14 protein-coding genes are annotated in these 19,135 nt (G+C 39.8%); 11 read left to right on the top strand and 3 right to left on the bottom strand.

What is annotated here, in order from left to right:
• The first annotated feature begins 87 nt into the window (after positions 1-87).
• The 9 genes from H5117_RS04825 to tldD all read left to right on the top strand — a co-directional run bounded on the left by H5117_RS04825 (position 88) and on the right by tldD (position 12,799).
• Positions 88-2,136: a formylglycine-generating enzyme family protein gene (locus tag H5117_RS04825; protein WP_024605452.1), complete on the top strand. Its 2,049-nt coding sequence runs from the start codon at positions 88-90 to the stop codon at positions 2,134-2,136.
• 133 nt (positions 2,137-2,269) lie between these two features.
• Positions 2,270-3,313, top strand: a complete 1,044-nt coding sequence (locus tag H5117_RS04820; protein WP_002958401.1) for a rod shape-determining protein — start codon at positions 2,270-2,272, stop codon at positions 3,311-3,313.
• Entirely contained in the window at positions 3,313-4,155 is an 843-nt protein-coding gene (mreC, locus tag H5117_RS04815) for a rod shape-determining protein MreC (protein ID WP_173400216.1), read from the top strand. Before H5117_RS04820 ends, mreC begins: the two co-directional genes overlap by 1 nt.
• Entirely contained in the window at positions 4,148-4,627 is a 480-nt protein-coding gene (mreD, locus tag H5117_RS04810) for a rod shape-determining protein MreD (protein WP_002958403.1), read from the top strand. Before mreC ends, mreD begins: the two co-directional genes overlap by 8 nt.
• Positions 4,627-5,196 (top strand): nucleoside triphosphate pyrophosphatase, encoded by a 570-nt coding sequence (locus tag H5117_RS04805; protein WP_002958404.1) that lies wholly within the window; start codon positions 4,627-4,629, stop codon positions 5,194-5,196. The genes mreD and H5117_RS04805 overlap by 1 nt, the downstream gene beginning before the upstream one ends.
• Before the next feature lies 1 nt (position 5,197).
• Positions 5,198-6,670 carry a ribonuclease G gene (gene rng, locus H5117_RS04800; protein WP_182736309.1) on the top strand — a complete coding sequence of 491 codons (1,473 nt, stop codon included), beginning with the start codon at positions 5,198-5,200 and terminating at the stop codon, positions 6,668-6,670.
• Entirely contained in the window at positions 6,670-10,527 is a 3,858-nt protein-coding gene (locus H5117_RS04795; RefSeq protein WP_182736308.1) for a YhdP family protein, read from the top strand. Before rng ends, H5117_RS04795 begins: the two co-directional genes overlap by 1 nt.
• Positions 10,524-11,363 (top strand): carbon-nitrogen hydrolase family protein, encoded by an 840-nt coding sequence (locus tag H5117_RS04790; protein ID WP_182716455.1) that lies wholly within the window; start codon positions 10,524-10,526, stop codon positions 11,361-11,363. The genes H5117_RS04795 and H5117_RS04790 overlap by 4 nt, the downstream gene beginning before the upstream one ends.
• Positions 11,360-12,799, top strand: a complete 1,440-nt coding sequence (gene tldD / locus H5117_RS04785) for a metalloprotease TldD (protein ID WP_039485728.1) — start codon at positions 11,360-11,362, stop codon at positions 12,797-12,799. The genes H5117_RS04790 and tldD overlap by 4 nt, the downstream gene beginning before the upstream one ends.
• A 153-nt stretch (positions 12,800-12,952) precedes the next feature.
• On the opposite strand, the gene H5117_RS04780 is transcribed toward tldD, so the two are convergent.
• The 3 genes from H5117_RS04780 to gorA form a co-directional block, all read right to left on the bottom strand.
• Positions 12,953-13,789: a mechanosensitive ion channel family protein gene (locus tag H5117_RS04780; RefSeq protein WP_182724178.1), complete on the bottom strand. Its 837-nt coding sequence runs from the start codon at positions 13,787-13,789 to the stop codon at positions 12,953-12,955.
• 108 nt (positions 13,790-13,897) lie between these two features.
• Positions 13,898-14,530 carry a hypothetical protein gene (locus tag H5117_RS04775; RefSeq protein ID WP_165742883.1) on the bottom strand — a complete coding sequence of 211 codons (633 nt, stop codon included), beginning with the start codon at positions 14,528-14,530 and terminating at the stop codon, positions 13,898-13,900.
• Positions 14,531-14,794: 264 nt separating this feature from the next.
• Entirely contained in the window at positions 14,795-16,156 is a 1,362-nt protein-coding gene (gorA, locus tag H5117_RS04770; RefSeq protein WP_182671026.1) for a glutathione-disulfide reductase, read from the bottom strand.
• Positions 16,157-16,234: 78 nt separating this feature from the next.
• Between gorA and H5117_RS04765 the strand changes: the two genes are divergently transcribed.
• Positions 16,235-16,909: a DUF2461 domain-containing protein gene (locus H5117_RS04765; protein WP_138488457.1), complete on the top strand. Its 675-nt coding sequence runs from the start codon at positions 16,235-16,237 to the stop codon at positions 16,907-16,909.
• Positions 16,910-16,995: 86 nt separating this feature from the next.
• Positions 16,996-19,035 carry an oligopeptidase A gene (prlC, locus tag H5117_RS04760; protein ID WP_149602058.1) on the top strand — a complete coding sequence of 680 codons (2,040 nt, stop codon included), beginning with the start codon at positions 16,996-16,998 and terminating at the stop codon, positions 19,033-19,035.
• The last annotated feature ends 100 nt before the right edge of the window (positions 19,036-19,135 follow it).

The following is a 19,135-nucleotide window of genomic DNA, read 5'->3' as shown; positions in this document are numbered from 1 at the left end:
GTTTTGTGCTGCAAGTACATAGCATAAGGCTTTAATTATAAAAAATAATAACGACCAAATAATTGCCGCTTTTTGGGACTGGAATATATGCGAATTACTCCTTTATCTCTGTTAATTTCAGCTAGTTTGTTAGCTAGTAGTGCATTTGCACAAGACACAGCTACAGTAACTGGAATTGAGTCAGAGATTAGTGTTAAACAGACAGAATACGATAACTCGACAAGAATACTTGAAAAACATCTTAAAGAAGAAAGTCAGTTACAAAATCAACTAGAGCTACTTCGTTCTCGTTCTACAGAGCTAGATAAAGAAAAAAACCAAGCGCTCGATGCGATGAACGAAATGTACCGTCGTTTAATTGACGATCCCACTATTAATATTAGTGCGGCTCAATCACGCTATCAAAAAGCGGTGATTGATCATAAGCAAAATAAAGATGATATTTCTATGCAGTTGGCGGCAATTGCATCCCACCGTAAAGATATAGAGCAAATTCGTGTTGCTAAGCATACGCTTTTAAATACTTTAGAAAGTTTAAAAGAGCAGTTAACTACAGCCAGAGTAGAGCGTTTACGTAACGAGTTTACACGTGAAGGCACGCTTGAAGTTAACCATACGATTAACTGTAAGCGAACAGAAACGCTAGCAGCGTGTGAGCAACGCGGTCAGCAAATGGGGCTACAAAAAGCAACTAAACGCTTTGTAGATCAAATATTTGCAAACTTAACAGAAGAGCGCATTGTTGAGCCAAAACGTAATTTGGCGGGCGCTCAAGTACAAATATTAAGTAGCCATGTAGTTAACAGTGCATTTAGCGGCCAAGGTAACTACAACGTTAACTTAAGCGTAACCATGCGCGGCGAAGTAAACAGTAGCCGTTTATGTAGCTTATTAAGCATTGATAACCGTTATTGTTCTGAGTACGGCACGCCACTTACTGCTGCTTATCAACCCGCGTATAACAATACATTTACTGATAGTCAGTTAACATTCAGTAATAGCGCGGATAATAGCAACACGGTGTCGGTTTCTCGTTTAGAAAAGCAGCCAGTACGTGATTATTCAGTTAAACCTGCATCGGTGAAAAAAGATTACCCTTCTATCCTTAATAAGAAGAAGGATCAATCAATAGAGCTGACATTACGATCAAACGTATACGACGATGAAGTGTTTATCGATGGTGTAAGCTTTGGCTCAACACGCTTGATCACACGTTTACCGCCGGGTATTCACAACATTGAAATACGTAAACTTGGCTATAAGCCTTATCAAGTTCGTGTTGATTTAAATAAAGCACAAACAATTAATGCAAATTTGGTAAAAAAGCCTAAGTCGATTGCTGCACCGACCTATACTCGAGAGCAACCAGAAGTAACAACACGCCAGGTTAGTGAAAACGTTAATGTATTAAATGCAAACGTTGAAACGCCGGTTGTCGTTATTCCTGCAGGCAAATTTAAAATGGGCGATATCAATGGCAATGGTTTAGCTAATGAACGTCCAGTAATTGAAAAAGTAATAGCAAATTCTTTCGCTATGCAAAGTAAAGAAGTAACCGTAGGTGCCTACGAAAAATTTGTAGCAAATACAGGTTATAAAACTCAAGCGGAAAAAAATAAAGGGTGTGCGTATTATTTAAATGGCGAACCAGTATGGGAAGCAAATTTAAATTGGCGTAATCCTGGTTTTGAGCAAGGCAGTGACTTTCCTGCTGTATGTTTAACTTATAACGATGCAAAAGCTTACGCTGAGTGGTTATCGGGTCAAACAGGGCAGCAATTTCGTTTACCTAACGAAGTTGAGTGGGAATACGCAGCACGTGCAGGAACCGAAACAGAATACCCTTGGGGTAACGAAATTGGTAAAAACCTAGCTAACTGTGGTTGGTGTGGTAGTGAATGGTCAAATAGACGTGCATCACCAGTAGGTTCTTTTTCTCCAAATGCATTTGGATTATACGATACCGTAGGCAATGTATGGGAATGGACCGATAAAGAATCAGGTGAGTCTGATGTAGCAGTAAGAGGCGGAGCGTGGAATTTTGCACCAAGCCTTGCTCGTGCATCTACGCGTTTAATTTTAGCGCCTGATTTTAGATCTAACTACATTGGTTTTCGCTTAGTTCGCGAACGATAAACTCAATTAAGGAAGCTTTGCTTCCTTTTTTCACAAATTCACAAAGGCGCTGCGCTTTATATTGCTCATATAGTTGAGCATGTTAAAGTGAGGCAGCTAATATAAGAACGTATTTCAAAGGTCATCCAGCCTCATGTTTAAAAAACTCCGTGGTATTTTTTCTAACGATCTATCGATCGACTTGGGTACAGCCAATACCCTAATTTATGTAAAAGAAGAAGGTATTGTATTAAACGAACCTTCTGTTGTTGCTATTCGCCAAGAACGCGCTGGTGGACCTAAAAGTGTTGCATCTGTAGGTACAGAAGCAAAACAAATGCTAGGCCGTACACCGGGAAATATTAAAGCAATCCGTCCAATGAAAGACGGTGTAATTGCTGATTTTTATGTAACTGAAAAAATGTTACAACACTTCATTAAGCAAGTGCATAACAATAACTTTATGCGCCCAAGTCCGCGTGTACTAATTTGTGTACCGTGTGGTGCTACTCAAGTAGAAAAACGTGCAATACGTGAATCTGCAATGGGTGCCGGTGCTCGTGAAGTTTACTTAATTGAAGAACCAATGGCAGCAGCTATTGGCGCAGGTTTACCAGTATCAGAAGCAACAGGTTCTATGGTTGTTGATATTGGTGGTGGTACAACTGAAGTGGCTATTATTTCACTTAACGGTGTTGTTTACTCATCATCTGTTCGTATTGGTGGCGATAAGTTTGACGAAGCTATTATTAATTATGTACGTCGTAACTTTGGTAGCTTAATTGGTGAAGCGACAGCTGAAAATATTAAGCATCAAATTGGCTCTGCGTTCAAAACTGATGAGCCAATCGAAATTGAAGTGCGCGGTCGTAACCTTGCCGAAGGTGTTCCGCGTTCATTCACGCTTAACTCACACGAAATCCTAGAAGCTCTACAAGAGCCGTTAATGGGTATTGTGAGTGCAGTAATGGTTGCACTTGAGCAATCACCACCTGAGCTGGCATCAGATATCTCTGCGCACGGCATGGTACTTACTGGCGGTGGTGCATTGTTAAAAGATTTAGACCGTTTATTAATGGAAGAAACGGGTATTCCGGTTGTTGTAGCTGATGATCCACTTACGTGTGTTGCGCGTGGTGGTGGTAAAGCATTAGAAATGATCGATGTTCATGGTGGTGACGTTTTTAGTTACGACTAATGAAATTAATGTTTGGACGCACAGTCTCTTTGCAACTGCGACTTTTTGTCGCAGTGCTTTTGAGTATCGTACTCATAGTTGGAGACAGATATACGCAAGGTGGTACCGTTGTTCGTACCAGCCTTAATACTCTAGTTAGCCCACTAATCTATGTTGCTAATTTACCCTACGAATTATTTAGCTTAAGTGCTAAAAGCCTGCATACGCGGGATCAACTTCTTACTGAAAACGAAGCGCTGAAAAAAAAGCAAATGCTACAAAGCGAGCAACTTCAGCAGTATCAATTTCTAGCCAGAGAAAATCAAAAACTGCGCGCCTTATTAGGCTCATCTGCAAAGCAATCAAATCGTAAAATTATTGCTCAGGTACTTTCTGTACATTCAAACCCGTATAGTCATCAGGTTGTTATTAACCGTGGTACAACTGACGGGCTTAGTGAAGGCCAAGCTGTAATTGATGAAATGGGTGTAGTAGGGCAGCTTACAAAGGTTGGTTCAACAACTTCACGCGTGCTACTAATGACCGACACCACACATGCCACACCTGTGCGTATACTTCGTAACGATGTACGAACGGTTGTTGAAGGCATAGGTAAAATTAACGTCGTTAAGCTCTCTCACGTTCCACACAGTTTAGATGTGCGAATTGGCGATGTACTTGTTACATCGGGTTTAGGGGGCACATTCCCTGAAGGATACCCGGTGGCAGTAGTAACTGAAATAAATCGTGATGAAGGGCGACCGTTTGCACAAGTTTTTGCAGAACCTATTGCGCAACTAGATCGCATTCGTTTGCTGGTTATTTTATGGCGTAATCAACAGGAGCAAATCAGCGATGATTAACCGTTATTCATTGTTAATTGCGCTAAGCATCTTTTTTGCGTTAATAATGGCACTGATGCCACTTCCATTTTCGTTTGAACCATTTAGACCTGACTGGGTTTTACTTGTACTTATGTATTGGTCGCTAGCAGTACCGCATCGTTTAAATATTGGTACTGCTTGGGTCGTTGGTTTATTAATAGATTTAGCGTCTGGCTCACCGCTGGGCGTGAACTCGCTTACATTCTCGGTATGTATTTTTGTAACCGCGAGCAACTTTCAAAAAATTCGTAACTTTTCGCTTTGGCAACAAAGCCTACTAATTGGTTTATTTTTAACGCTGTATCACTTAATGCAGTTTTGGCTAAATCACTTTTTGTTAGGGGTTTATTTTAATCCACAGTACTTATGGCCAGTAGCAACCGGAATGGTTAGCTGGTTTTGGGTCTTTTTACTACTTCGTAAATATCGCAGACATTTTAGGATCAGGTAATGACTACCGCAGTATATTTGGCATCAGCCTCTCCCCGTCGTAAAGAGTTATTAAGCCAATTAGGTGTCGAATTTACACAATTTAGTGTTGATGCAGATGAAAGCCCACTTCCAAACGAGCAACCTAGAGCACTTGTTGAACGTTTAGCGCGCTTGAAAGCCCAAAGCGGTGTAGAGCTTGGATATACCGATCGCCCTGTACTTGGTAGTGATACCGTGGTTGTTATAGATAACGAGTCATTGGGTAAACCTCGCGATAAGAATGATTTTACACACACGTTAAAACGCCTATCGGGTAACACGCATCAAGTTCTTACCGCAGTTGCATTTGCAACGCAAAATGATGTGCTTAGCTGTGTTGTAAGCACAGATGTTACTTTTAAAACCTTAACAGATGAAGAAATTAATGCTTATTGGGAGTCAGGTGAGCCACAAGATAAAGCCGGTGGCTACGGTATCCAAGGTTTAGGCGGCCGCTTTGTAACTCACATTGCGGGTAGCTATTTTTCTGTTGTAGGCTTACCTTTATATGAAACCGAACAATTATTAAAAACATTCTTAAGAAGGTAACATGAGTACAGAATTACTGATCAATGTCACACCGAGCGAAAGCCGTGTTGCCCTAATAGAAAACGGTGTACTGCAAGAAATACAGCTAGAGCGAATCGGTAATCTAGGTATTGTAGGCAATATTTACTTAGGAAAAATAAGCCGTGTACTTCCGGGTATGCAGGCTGCTTTTGTCGATATCGGCCTTGAAAAAGCAGCATTTTTGCATGCATCCGATATTGTAAATAGTGCCTCTATTGTTGAAGGCGTAGACGACGTACCAATAAAAAAAGTACAAGATATTAGAGAGTTAGTTCGTCAAGGCCAATACATTATGGTGCAAGTGGTAAAAGATCCGCTAGGCACTAAAGGCGCAAGGCTCACCACTGATATAACTATCCCTTCTCGCTATTTAGTGTTTATGCCTGATGCGACCCATGTAGGGGTTAGTCAGCGTATAGAAACTGAAGAAGAGCGCTCACGTCTTAAAAAAATAGTCGCAGAATATGGCGATGAAAATGGCAGCTTTATCGTACGTACAGCAGCTGAAGGTGCTAGCGAAGCTGAATTACGACACGATGCCGGCTTTTTAAGAAAATTATGGAAAAAAATAACATCACGTCGTAGAAAAACGAGTAAAGCCAGTATCCTACACGAAGATTTAACGCTTGCCTTTAGAACCCTGCGTGACTATGTAGGCGAAGATATGGAGCGCATTCGCGTTGACTCTAAACTCAGCTATGAAGAACTAAAGTTATTTACTGAAGAGTTTGTTCCACAGCTTTCTCAAGTGCTTGAATACTACCCAGGCGAGCGACCTATATTTGATTTGTTTGATGTTGAAAACGAAATTCAAAAAGCACTACATCGTAAAGTTACGCTAAAATCGGGTGGTTATATAATTATTGACCAAACAGAAGCAATGACGACTGTTGATGTTAATACTGGTGCATTTGTAGGACATCGTAATTTAGAAGAAACCATTTTTAATACCAACGTAGAAGCAACCTCTGCAATTGCCCGCCAGCTCAGGCTGCGTAACTTAGGCGGTATTATCATTATCGACTTTATCGATATGGTAAGTGAGGATCATAAGCGACGGGTGCTTCATTCACTTGAATCAGCCCTTGCAAAAGATCGCACTAAAACGAATATTAATGGGCTTTCAGCGCTTGGCCTTGTTGAAATGACGCGTAAACGTACACGCGAAAGCTTAGAACATATTTTATGTGATGTATGCCCTGCATGCTCCGGTCGTGGTTCACAAAAAACAGTTGAAACGGTTTGCTACGAAATACTACGTGAAATAGTGCGTGTTAACCGAGCATACGCAGCAGACAAGTTTATGGTGTATGCAGCGCCGGCTGTAAGTGAGGCCCTACTAAACGATGAGTATCATAACCTTGCTGAGCTTGAACTATTTATTGGTAAGCAAGTCAATATTCAAACCGAGAGCTTATACAGCCAAGAACAGTTTGATGTGGTAATGATGTAATGAAAGCAAAAGCGGTCTGTTTTTTTTGTTTTAGAAAGTTATGGCAGACCTGCGCCATAATTTTGGTATTACTGGCCGTTATTGTTTCAATTTTAAAATATACCCTCCCGTATGCAAACGAATATAAAGGTGACATAGAAAGCTATTTACACGAAAAGTTTGAAATAAGCTTATCTATTGGCGAAATATCAGCTAGTTGGCAGGGCAGTGGTCCTGCATTAGTGCTAGAAAATTTATCGTTTAAAGATAACGAAACCGCGCCAATATCACTCACCATTGCTAAAACCAGCTTAGAGCTAAACCTATGGGAAAGCTTAAAAGCACTGCAACTTAGATCTAATTATTTTGTTATTAATGGTTTTCATACCAGTGTAAATATCACCAACTTATTTAAAACCGGTGATAACGACGAAGTTTCTTTTGAGCAAAAAGAGCTAATTGAAGAACTGTTTTTGGGTAAAACGGGTCATTTTGCAATAGAAAATTCCAGTATTAACTTTATTTTAGAAGACGGTAAAGAACGTAAATTACTTCTTCAAAACATTGTTTGGCAAAATGAAGATGAGCAGCATCTTGGTAGTGGAAGCTTAGCACTGCCGGGTATTTCGGTCGGAGACTTTGACGCGCGCATAGCACTTACCGGGGATACTCTAGAGCAGGTTGCGGGTGACATCTATGTGCAGGCCAATAAGGTCGATGTATCTAACTGGTTAGCGCAATATATAAATACGCAAAAACAACAACTACATAGTGATATTAATTTACAAGCATGGCTAAAACTAGATAAAGGTTTTGTAAGCGATGTGAAAATGCAGTGGTTACCAAGCTTTGTACGCTGGCAGCGAGAAGAGCAAAGCCACCAAGTTAGTTTGAGTGAAGGTGGATTCCATCTATATCCAGAACAAAATAGCTGGCACTTAAAAAGCACCGGTTTAACATTTAATAGTAACGATAAAGCATGGCCAAGTTTAGAGTTTGAAGCCCAACTAGGGCTGCAAAATAAAGTGTGGCTCCATCAAGTTGATTTTGAATTACTGAGTAACCTCGCAGGGCTAAGTAATTTTAATGCACTTGAACCATTTTTAGAGCGCCAACCTAGCGGGCAAATAGATCAAGCTTATTTAAATTTTTCTAATGCACAGCAATGGCAATTATGGTTTGAGGCTGACAATATTGGTTGGCAAGAATTAAGGTCGGTACCAGCAGCACAAGGACTTAGAGTAAGTGGTTTACTTAATCAAAGTAGTGGTCGAATAAATTTATTTGGTGAAAGTGGCACATTAGTTACAGGCGAAAGCTTTAGTAACGACATAAATTATAATCAGCTAAATGTAGAGCTAGATTTAGCTAAGCGAGATGATGGCTGGCATATAAGTAGTGACAATATCTGGTTTGATAATGATGAAGTTACTCTTGCTGCAGAATTACAAATTAGTCTAACAGATGATCCTCGATTAGATCTTTACGCAGAAGCGTTCGCTCCAGATGCCAATATTGCAGATCATTACTTCCCATTAAAAGCGATGAGCCCTGAACTTGTTAGCTATTTAAATGGTGCAATTAAAGGCGGAGAAGTATCTAAAGCACAGGTCTTATTTGCAGGGCCTTTGTCTGGTTTCCCATTTATTGATGGTAGTGGTCAGTTTGATGTATTAGCACAAATAGATAATGCAACCTATGAGTTTGACCCTGATTGGCCAGCGGTCACTAATGCTAATGTACAGCTACATTTTGCTAATGAGCGGATGGACATATATAGCCAGCAAGGCAAGTTGGTTAATTTAGATATTGGTAATAGTGTACAGGTGAGCATTGCAGATTTAATGAATGCTGATGAACTTATTGTGCAAATTGATAAAAAAGCAGAGATGGAAAAGTTACATGATTTTTTTGCAGCGACACCTATTGCCAAACCTCTTGCTGAAATTTTTAAAGTTGTACAGGGCAAAGGCGAAGCCGATGCCAGTATTGAGCTTTTAGTAGGCTCTAAGTTTAAAGGCGGAGCCAGTGTTAGCGGCAAAGTTAATTTAAATGACTTACCAGTATTTATAGCAACGCCAGGTATTGAGCTTAAAAACTTAACTGGCGAGCTTAATTTTAAAAACGACAACATCACACTTAAAAATGCGACTGCGAAGTGGCTGGGCATGCCGCTAACTATTAATTACAGCAGTAAAAGTGATGCTAAAAATTACCAAGCAAACATAGATATAAACGCCAAAATTGACGCCGATACACTAATTGATAGTGGGCAAGGTATATTAAAAAATTATTTAAGTGGGCAGAGCGATGTTGATATTGGTTTAGTACTTAATTTTACCGAACAAGGCTTTAATTACCGTGCACAGGTAAACTCAGAACTACTTGGCTTAACGAGTAACTTACCCGCACCTTATAATAAAAATAGCGAACAAGCGTGGGCGCTTGATGCAATAGTTCAAGGTGATGATATTTCTAATCTCATTACAGCAAATGCTAATCAACAGTTTTACTTTAATGCTATTTTAGAAAACGGAAAATCACAGTTTAGTAATGTCCATTTTGTGCTCGGAAAACAAGATTTAGGATTAAACCAAAAAGACTTAAGCGTAAATATAAATCTTGAGCAGAGTGAATTAGTGCCTTGGTTTGATCTGATTGATCAAATAATTAAAGCAGGTAAATCAAACCCAGATAAAGAATCAAAAGGGATTATGCCACCGCTTAATGAGGTGGTCGCAAATATAGGTATGCTTGATGCGAGTAACATCATCTTTAATGATTTTGAAATGCGTTTAGCACCATCAAAAGACGATTTATACCTAAAGCTAAATGCTAAAGAACTTAGAGCTGGGGTTTTTATTCCTACATCACAACCTAGCCAGCCTATACGAATTAATGCCGATTACTTAAGGCTTAATTTTGCACAGCCTAGCGAGCAATTAATTGAAATAACAGATGTACTTCCTGAGGAAGACTTGAGCTGGCTTACTAAAATACCTGCCATTGAGTTTGAATGTAGTGACTGCAAAATTGATCGCTATCAGCTTGATAAAGTGAGTGCGTCATTATTAGGTGATGGCGAGCGCTTATCGATATCAGAACTTGTAATCGATAAAGGAGATCATGTACTGCGCACTAAAGGGCAGTGGCAAAGTGGTTTAACAACGCTAAGTGGTGAGCTTAAAAGTGATGATATAGGCGCATTGTTTGGCGAGTTTGATATTACCTCTGCAATTAAGGATTCTAAAGCTGATCTAAATTATGATCTTACTTGGCAAGCTGCACCTTATGATTTTGATGTGAAAACTTTAAGTGGTGAAGTTACTTGGGATTTAGGGGAAGGTCACTTAACTGAAATCAGTGATGGTGGTGCACGCGTATTTTCGCTGCTGAGCCTTGATTCACTCGTACGCAAACTGAAACTTGATTTTAGAGATGTTTTTTCAAAGGGCTTTTTTTATAACAGCATGCAAGGCTCTATGCAGTTAGAAAACGGTATCGCTTACACTAAAGATACTAAAATGGACGGTGTGCCTGCCGATTTAACTATTAAAGGCTACGCAAACTTAAATACGCTAGATATAGATTACGACCTTGCTGTAGCGCCACAAGTAACCTCAAGCATTCCGGTTATAGTTGCGTGGATGGTTAATCCAGTAACAGGGCTTGCTGCTTTAGCACTTGATAAAGTTATTCATTCTGCGCGCGTCATCTCAGAGATCAATTTTAAAGTAACGGGTAAAATGAACGATCCTATTGTTCAAGAACTCGACAGAAAAAGTCGTGAAGTTACACTACCCCAAGCTGCGCAAAATCAGCCACAAGCATCAGTCGATTTAAAACTTAAAGATGCACAAGTAACAGTAACGCAATGAACAAAACAGCAAGCATAAGCACACCCACAATAGTTGCCCTACAAATGTGTTCAGGGCTAAGCCCTGATGAGAACATAACAAGCTTAAAGCGCGCACTTAAAACTCTGCCAGCAACAAGGCCATTACTTGTTTGCTTGCCTGAGGCTTTTTTAGTGTTTAGTAAAACTGGTAACGATACGTTACGTGTTGCTAAGCAAGTTGAGCAATACAAATTACAACTTAGTGGATTGTGCCAACACCATAATATTTGGTTAAATGCAGGCACAATGCCTGAGCCATTTAACGAACATAAGTATTACGCAGCATCGCACTTATATAATAATCAAGGCGAGCTGGTTGCAACGTATAACAAAATACATTTATTTGATGTAACCGTAGATGATAAAACAGGTAGCTATCGAGAGTCAGATTTTACCCAAGCAGGTCGCGATGTAGTGGTTGTTGATTCTCCCTTTGGTAAAATTGGCTTAACAGTATGTTATGATCTGCGCTTTAGTGGCTTATTTAACGAACTAGTACGCCAAGGCGCCAATATTATTTTAGTACCCAGTGCATTTACAGTCCCTACAGGGCAAGCGCATTGGCAACCGCTATTAGCAGCTCGCGCAATAGAAACACAATGTTATGTAGTTGCAGCAGCTCAGTACGGTACACATGAAAATGGCCGACAAACATATGGCCACAGTATTATTATTTCGCCTTGGGGCAATACCCTGAGTGAATTGCCAACAGGCACCGGTTTTATAAGCTGCAACGCAGATTTAGACCAGTTACAAAAAATTAGACGAGATATGCCCGTGCAGTCTCATCAACGATTTAGAGAGCATTTATTATGAATTCGGTTGAACAGCATTTACTCCAAGACAGCCAGCTAAATAGAGAAGAGCTCGAAAAAACGCTCGCTTACATACATCAGCATAAAGTGGATTACGCCGATTTATATTTTCAATCAAGCCACCACGAATCATGGGTGCTTGAAGACGGCTTAGTTAAAGAAGGCTCTTATAACGTTGAACGTGGCGTTGGTGTACGTGCTGTAAGCGGCGAAAAAACAGGTTTTTCTTACTCTGATGCAATAAATCTTGAAGCACTTAATAAGGCGGCTACAGCGGCTCGTAGCATCGCAGATGCTGGCGAAGATAGAGCGATTAAAGTATTTAGTGATGTTAAAGCTAAAGAGCAGTTTGCACCGCATCAGCCAATTTCGAGTATGAGCGATACCGACAAGGTAAGTTTATTACGCGAACTTGAAAACTATATTCGTGAACTAGCACCCGATGCAGAGCAAGTAATTAGCTCAATGTCAGCGGTATACGAAGAAGTATTAATCGCAGCAAGTGATGGTACGTTTGCCACCGATATTCGCCCGCTTATTCGCTTAAACTGCTCAGTACTGCTTGAAAAAAATGGTCGCCGTGAACGCGGTGGCGCAGGTGGTGGTGCACGTTTAGATTATGGTTACTTTAAAGAGCTTGTTGATGGTAAACCACGTTGGATGGAATTTGCTGAAGAAGCTGTACGCCAAGCTAAAGTAAACCTTGAAGCTATTGATGCACCTGCAGGCACGATGGAAGTTGTACTTGGTAATGGTTGGCCTGGCGTGCTTTTACATGAAGCAGTAGGGCATGGACTTGAAGGCGACTTTAACCGCAAAGGCGCGTCTGCGTTTAGTGGTAAAGTAGGCCAAAAAGTAGCATCTGAGCTGTGTACTGTTGTTGATGATGGCACCATGGCCGATCGCCGAGGGTCACTTAATGTTGATGATGAAGGCACACCAGCCGCTTACAACGTACTTATCGAAAACGGTATTTTAAAAGGCTATATGCAAGATAAGCTAAACGCGCGTTTAATGGGTGTAAATCCTACCGGTAACGCACGTCGTGAGTCTTATGCGCATTTACCAATGCCTCGCATGACTAACACCTACATGTTAGGTGGTGAGCACAGCCAAGCCGATATTATCAGCTCAGTTAAAAAAGGGGTATTCGCGCCTAACTTTGGCGGCGGACAAGTTGATATAACCTCAGGTAAGTTTGTATTTAGTGCATCAGAAGCGTATTTAATCGAAAATGGTAAAATTACCCAACCAATTAAAGGCGCAACGCTTATTGGTAATGGACCAGAAGTAATGCAGCAAATATCTATGGTTGGTAACGACTTAGCACTTGATAAAGGTGTTGGTGTTTGTGGTAAAGATGGTCAAAGCGTACCGGTAGGCGTAGGCCAACCAAGCCTTAAGATTGATCAGTTAACGGTCGGTGGTACAGCTTAAATATTACTCAAGCGCGAAGTGAATTCGTACCTAAATGCTTGATGTTTATTGTAGGTGAGGTTTTATACCTCGCTTTTTAAATACAGACTTAGAAATAGAGCGCGAAATAAATTCGCACCTACGATTTGTATTTTTACTTTGTGTAGGCGAGGTTTATGCCTCTCCTTCACCTTCTTTATTTTTTTCAGCCTCTTTGTACCATAACGCAAAAAAGCACTCTGTTAATTTGTGCTCTATCTCAAGCGCTTTTTCTGTCGGGCAAAACAAGGTAAAGCTTGCTTTAAATTCACCTAAATCGGTTGTACCAAAGTGAATTACCGGCTCTGGGCCAGATATTTTTGCATCAAGTTTACGCTCAATCATCGAATTATAACGGCTTGCTACTTCTTGAAACTCTTCGCAGTACAGTTTAGCTTGCTCAGTGAGTGTGTCGTGAATAGGGTACGGGTTAAAGCTCTCTCTTCGGACAATAATAAAATGATGTGTAACAAAGCGTTTTACAAAGTTTAAGTTTTTAATAGAGCTGGTAATCAGCTTATTATTAGGTATGTATATGGTTTTTCTAGAAAATTGATAAGTATGTATATCAATTTCATGCATGGTTGTTTTTATCCAATCCGTTTCAGCTACTTCACCAAAGTAATCACCAACTTGTATCCAATCACCCACTCTAAACGGGCGAGTTGTTACGAGGTAAAAAAAGCCTATTACACACTGAATAAACTCACGCGTTGCAAGTACAATCGCCACGGCAAAAGCAGCAATAGAAAGTGCAAAGTTTTGAATTTCAGTAGACCACACAAATAGCAGCGATATCATCATTACAAAATTAATAAAGTGCTTAATATTGTGTGCGATGTAACGGATGTCTTTTTCTTTTTTTTCTGCGCGACTTTTAGCAAGCTTATCAACAAGCACTTTTAGTACAAATGCAATTGTGATCATTACAATTGAAAGAAGAAACGGATGCAGCAATATATCTCTAGTCATGGTATCCAATTAAATGTGAGTTGATAAAAACAGGCTCAGTATATTGATTTATTAAACCAATTAGCAAATTTAGTGTAAAAAAAGTAACCAATAAAAAATGTAGCTATGTTATTGAGTTACTTGATCAGTGCAATGCTTGTGATTTTTAGCCATTCTTTTTCGGCATATGAGTACAAGCTCAATGGCTGAAATAAAAATCAAAGTATAGCCAAGCGTTTCTATACCTTCTTCAACAATGTTTTTTACCGCACGTACATAGTCATCACCCATTACTGAATGCCAAAATGCGCCTTTGCCCATCATTCGCGAAAATGCGAGTAAAGTAACCATGCCTGATAAGCAAATTCCATAACTAGGAGTGAGGCTATAGGCTTTTAAAGCGTTAAAAATACTTCCTCTGTTTGTTATTAAATAAACAAACACGCCAGCTAAAATTGAATAGACGATACTTTGCCAAGCGCCATCAAAAAAGTATAGGTCGAGGTAGGTATCAAACTCTCTCACAAACATCATTGCCGATAACGCAGCTAGTAATACAGCCGGTATTTTGAGTTGAAAGTTAATTCGCGAAGCGTAAAAAAATAAAATACAGCTTAAAAAAGTTAAAACATCTTGCATATGTTCGGTAAGAGTTTCTTCACTGTAAAGTGCATCCTGTTTTAATTCAAACCCTTCAAGTTGAATTAAATGAGCAACACCCGCTAGGCATAATAAATAAATAAAAGATCGCAGTAAAAACATAAATAACCAAGAGAAACTATAAATGCGCGGGATTCTAATCGTTAAAATGCTTTAAAGCCAAAACAAAATTTAAACTTTTAACCTTTTTATTGGTCTAAAATTTTTACTGTTAAAATAATGGCTTAGATGTTTTTTTAATGTTGAATGGATGTTTTTAATGTGACGTTTTAAGTGGTTTATTGTGCAAAATATAACAAGCATTAAAAAGCCCTTACTAATTACTTAACAAGGGCTTTTTATAATTGAGCGCTTAGAGTTTAGCGCCTAGCGCATAGTAACAAACTCTTCAGAACCTGTTGGGTGAATCGCAACAACGGCATCAAAATCAGCTTTAGTAGCGCCCATTTTCATGGCAACTGCAAAACCTTGAATCATTTCATCAACCGCAAAACCAATACCATGTAGGCCAACTACTTTTTCGTCTGGGCCGGCACATACAAGTTTCATTTTACAAGGCTGGCGATGTTTAGTTACCGCTGTGTACATAGCTGTAAAACCAGATTGGTAAATCTTAACGTTTTCTTCGCCGTATTGAGAAATAGCTTCTTGTTCAGTAAGGCCAATAGTACCAATTGGTGGGTGACTAAATACAACAGTAGGAACTAGGCTGTAATCCATTTTTAAATCATCAGGTAGTTCTTTATTAAATAAGCGTTCTGATAAAGTACGCCCTGCTTTAACTGCTACAGGCGTAAGTTCAATACCGTTTTCGATAATATCACCAACAGCATAAACGTTTTTAGCTGTGGTATTTTGAAACTCATCAACTTTAACAAAACCATCGCTGTTAACTTCCACGCCGGCAGCAGCTACATTAATTGCATCTGTTGTTGGCTGGCGGCCAATGGCCCAAATTACTTGGTCAACGTTATGAGTTTTACCATTATCTAAATGTAGCGTTACAGAGCCATCATCTTCTTTAACTAATTTATGAGGTACAGATTCTGTATGAAGAGTAGGGCCTTCGGCAGCCATAACATCAACAAGGGTTTCAACTATGTATGGGTCAAAGTTACGAAGTGGAGAATGCTTACGAACAAATAAATGTGTTTCAGTACCTAAACCATGTAATACACCAGCAAGCTCAACGGCTATGTAGCCTGCGCCTATTACTGCAACGCGCTTAGGTTGCTCTTTTAGCTCAAAAAAGCCATTTGAATCGATACCGTGTTCAGCACCTTCAATATGCGGAATGCTTGGGCGTCCACCTACTGCAATTAATATATGGTCGGCTGTGTAGTGCTTGCCGTTTACTTCAACTGTTTTATTATCTACAAATTTAGCAAAGCCTTTAATTACAGTAACGCCATTGCTAGCAAGGCCACTGTCATAACCTTTATGAATTCGACCTATGTAGGCTTCACGGCTTTCTACTAACTTGCTCCAATCAAAGCCTTTAACTTCAACATTAAAGCCGTAATCTGGGGCATATAAATTAATTGCTTCAGCAACCTGAGCACCGTGCCACATTACTTTTTTAGGTACACAGCCCACGTTTACACACGTGCCGCCCATGTGTTTTGCTTCTATAAGTGCTACTTTAGCGCCACGCATTGCCGCTCTATTTGCAGAGGCAATACCACCACTGCCACCACCGATTGCAATATAATCAAAGTGTTGTGTCATTTTATGTCCTTAGGCGTTGAGTTTTATGCGCATTAGCATAACATTAAGTTTTAAAAATAAAGAGTGTTTAGGTGACCTATGTTTAGTAAAAAAACATTCGAATTTCTTGCTCAGCTTGATCAAAACAATAATAGAGACTGGTTTAATGACCATAAATCACAGTATGAGGAATACGTAAGAGAGCCCGCTTTAGATTTCATTAGGCAAATGCAAGCACCACTTGCTGAGGTTTCTAGCCATTTTGTCGCATCAGATAAAAAAGTCGGCGGTAGTTTAATGAGAATCCATAAAGACGCGCGTTTTAGTAAAGATAAAACCCCATATAAAATTAATGTAGGAATTCAATTTCGCCATTTTATGGGAAAAGACGTACACGCCCCTGGTTTTTATTTTCACTTAGCAAATGACGAATGTTTTGTAGGTGCTGGTATTTGGCGACCAGAATCAAAGGCGCTTAATGCCATTAGAACCTGCATAGATGAAAACCCAAATAGCTATAAAAAAGCAATTTATGATGAGCAATTTAAATCTATATTTGAAATGTCAGGAGAGTCGCTAAAACGCCCACCAAGGGGTTTTGAAAAAGATCATCCCTTAATAGATGAGCTCAAACGAAAAGACTTTATAGCCATTAGCCCACTTACTCAAAAGCAAATATGCAGTAATAACCTAGTTGATACGGTACTAGAACGTTATAAAGTGGCCGACTCATTAATGGGTTATTTGTGTTTTGCTTTAGAGCAACCTTATTAAAATTAAACAACTTAAAAGCGGCTGAGTTGTTTTTTTACTTTTAGACCCAATTTAAAACGTAATGCATTAACGCAAAGAGAGTATTTATGAGCAACCCACTAATTGGCCTTGAAGGCTTACCACCATTTTCAAAAATAAAGCCTGAGTACGTAGTACCAGCACTAAAAGACGGTATTGAGCTTTGTCGTAAAGCCATTGATGACGTGCTAGCGAAAGGTTCGTACACGTGGGATGACTTAGTATTACCCCTTGAAGAAGCCGACGACAAATTATCGCGTATGTTCTCCCCTGTATCGCATTTAAATTCAGTAATGAATAACGACGAATTACGTGAAGCTTACGAGCAGTGCTTACCGTTAATATCTGAATATTCAACATTTGTAGGTCAGCATCAAGGTTTATACAACGCGTATAATACGCTTTATAACAGCGACGAATTTAAAACGCTGACTACAGCACAACAAAAAACAATTACTAATGCGCTTCGTGATTTTAAATTATCGGGTATTGCATTAGCGCCAAAGCAGCAAAAACGCTACGGCGAAATTAGCGCGCGTTTATCAGAACTTGCCTCAAAATTTGGCAACAACGTAATGGATGCCACACTTGCTTGGCACAAACATATTACTGATGAAAGCGACTTAGCTGGCTTGCCAGAATCTGCTTTAGCGCTTGCAGCTGACACAGCAAAAAGTAAAGAGTTAGACGGTTGGGTATTCACCCTTGATTTCCCGTCGTATTTACCAATTATGACCTATGCAGATAACCGCGAACTCCGCAGAGAAACTTACACCGCGTTTTCTACGCGCGCATCAGATCAAGGCCCTAATGCCGGTGAATTTGATAACTCAGAGATTATGAGTGAGGAGCTTGCGCTTCGCCATGAACTTGCACAGTTACTAGGATTTAACAGCTACGCTGAAAAGTCACTGGCAACTAAAATGGCCGAAACACCAGCGCAAGTATTCTCGTTTTTAGAAGACCTTGCTGCTAAATCAAAACCACAAGCAGAACAAGAAGTGGCAGAGTTAAAAGCCTATGCTGAGCAAAAACATGGTATTTCTGAATTACAGGCATGGGATTTTGGTTACTACAGCGAAAAACTTAAGCAAGAAAAATACGCTATTTCAGATGAAGTACTACGTCCTTACTTCCCTGCAAATAAAGTATTAAGTGGCTTATTCGAAACCGTTAACCGCTTATTTGGTATTAGCGTAAAAGAAGTTACTGATTTTGATACTTACCACAAAGATGTACGTTTTTTTGAAATTGTAGATAGCAGCAATACCTTACGTGGACGTTTTTATCTCGATTTATATGCACGCGACCGTAAACGCGGTGGTGCGTGGATGGACGACTGTATGGGTCGTAAAGTACGTGCTAACGGCGAACTACAAACTCCAGTGGCTTATTTAGTGTGTAATTTTAATAAAGCGGTTGGCGATAAACCTGCATTGTTTACTCATGACGAAGTGACTACCTTATTCCACGAGTTTGGTCATGGTATTCACCACATGCTTACACAAGTTGATGCTGCCCCTGTTGCGGGTATTAATGGCGTGGCGTGGGATGCGGTAGAGCTTCCTAGTCAGTTTTTAGAAAACTGGTGTTATGAAGAAGAAGCATTGAGCTTTATTTCAGGTCATTATGAAACGGGCGAGCCGTTACCTAAAGAGCTACTTGATAAGCTACTAGCGGCTAAAAACTACAACTCAGGCATGCAAATGCTGCGTCAAATTGAGTTCTCGTTATTCGACTTTAAAATCCACAATGATTATAAAGCGGGTGAAGAGTGTCAAATTCAAGCAGTACTTGATGACGTACGCAGCCGTACCTCGGTCGTTAAGCCTCCTGAGTTTAACCGTTTTCAGCATGGCTTTAGCCACATTTTTGCAGGCGGTTACAGCGCTGGTTATTACTCATATAAATGGGCTGAAGTACTCTCTGCTGATGCTTATTCTAAATTTGAAGAAGAAGGTATTTTTAACCCGCAAACCGGTCAAGCCTTCATGCAAAATATTTTAGAAAAAGGCGGCAGTGAAGAGCCAATGGAATTATTTAAAAAGTTCCGTGGTCGAGAGCCAAATGTTGACGCGTTACTACGTCACAGCGGTATTGCAGCTTAAAAATCTAATATTTAGCACAAACCAAATTAAAGCGCCTAAATGGCGCTTTTTTATTATTTGTAAATTATTATCTAATAATTTTTAGTAATTTCATCCTGTC

This window comes from Pseudoalteromonas sp. SG45-1 (assembly GCF_014164135.1).
Taxonomy (GTDB): Bacteria; Pseudomonadota; Gammaproteobacteria; order Enterobacterales; family Alteromonadaceae; genus Pseudoalteromonas; species Pseudoalteromonas distincta.
This window is presented reverse-complemented; position numbering and strand designations above follow the sequence as displayed.

What these genes read in the sequence shown, in the direction of transcription:
- H5117_RS04805 (WP_002958404.1), top strand. Translation starts at nt 4,627, where the DNA reads ATGACTACCGCAGTATATTTGGCATCAGCCTCTCCCCGTCGTAAAGAG.
- tldD (WP_039485728.1), top strand. Translation starts at nt 11,360, where the DNA reads ATGAATTCGGTTGAACAGCATTTACTCCAAGACAGCCAGCTAAATAGA.
- H5117_RS04825 (WP_024605452.1), top strand. Translation starts at nt 88, where the DNA reads ATGCGAATTACTCCTTTATCTCTGTTAATTTCAGCTAGTTTGTTAGCT.
- H5117_RS04795 (WP_182736308.1), top strand. Translation starts at nt 6,670, where the DNA reads ATGAAAGCAAAAGCGGTCTGTTTTTTTTGTTTTAGAAAGTTATGGCAG.
- prlC (WP_149602058.1), top strand. Translation starts at nt 16,996, where the DNA reads ATGAGCAACCCACTAATTGGCCTTGAAGGCTTACCACCATTTTCAAAA.
- rng (WP_182736309.1), top strand. Translation starts at nt 5,198, where the DNA reads ATGAGTACAGAATTACTGATCAATGTCACACCGAGCGAAAGCCGTGTT.
- H5117_RS04765 (WP_138488457.1), top strand. Translation starts at nt 16,235, where the DNA reads ATGTTTAGTAAAAAAACATTCGAATTTCTTGCTCAGCTTGATCAAAAC.
- mreD (WP_002958403.1), top strand. Translation starts at nt 4,148, where the DNA reads ATGATTAACCGTTATTCATTGTTAATTGCGCTAAGCATCTTTTTTGCG.
- mreC (WP_173400216.1), top strand. Translation starts at nt 3,313, where the DNA reads ATGAAATTAATGTTTGGACGCACAGTCTCTTTGCAACTGCGACTTTTT.
- H5117_RS04780 (WP_182724178.1), bottom strand. Translation starts at nt 13,789, where the DNA reads ATGACTAGAGATATATTGCTGCATCCGTTTCTTCTTTCAATTGTAATG.
- gorA (WP_182671026.1), bottom strand. Translation starts at nt 16,156, where the DNA reads ATGACACAACACTTTGATTATATTGCAATCGGTGGTGGCAGTGGTGGT.
- H5117_RS04775 (WP_165742883.1), bottom strand. Translation starts at nt 14,530, where the DNA reads ATGTTTTTACTGCGATCTTTTATTTATTTATTATGCCTAGCGGGTGTT.
- H5117_RS04790 (WP_182716455.1), top strand. Translation starts at nt 10,524, where the DNA reads ATGAACAAAACAGCAAGCATAAGCACACCCACAATAGTTGCCCTACAA.
- H5117_RS04820 (WP_002958401.1), top strand. Translation starts at nt 2,270, where the DNA reads ATGTTTAAAAAACTCCGTGGTATTTTTTCTAACGATCTATCGATCGAC.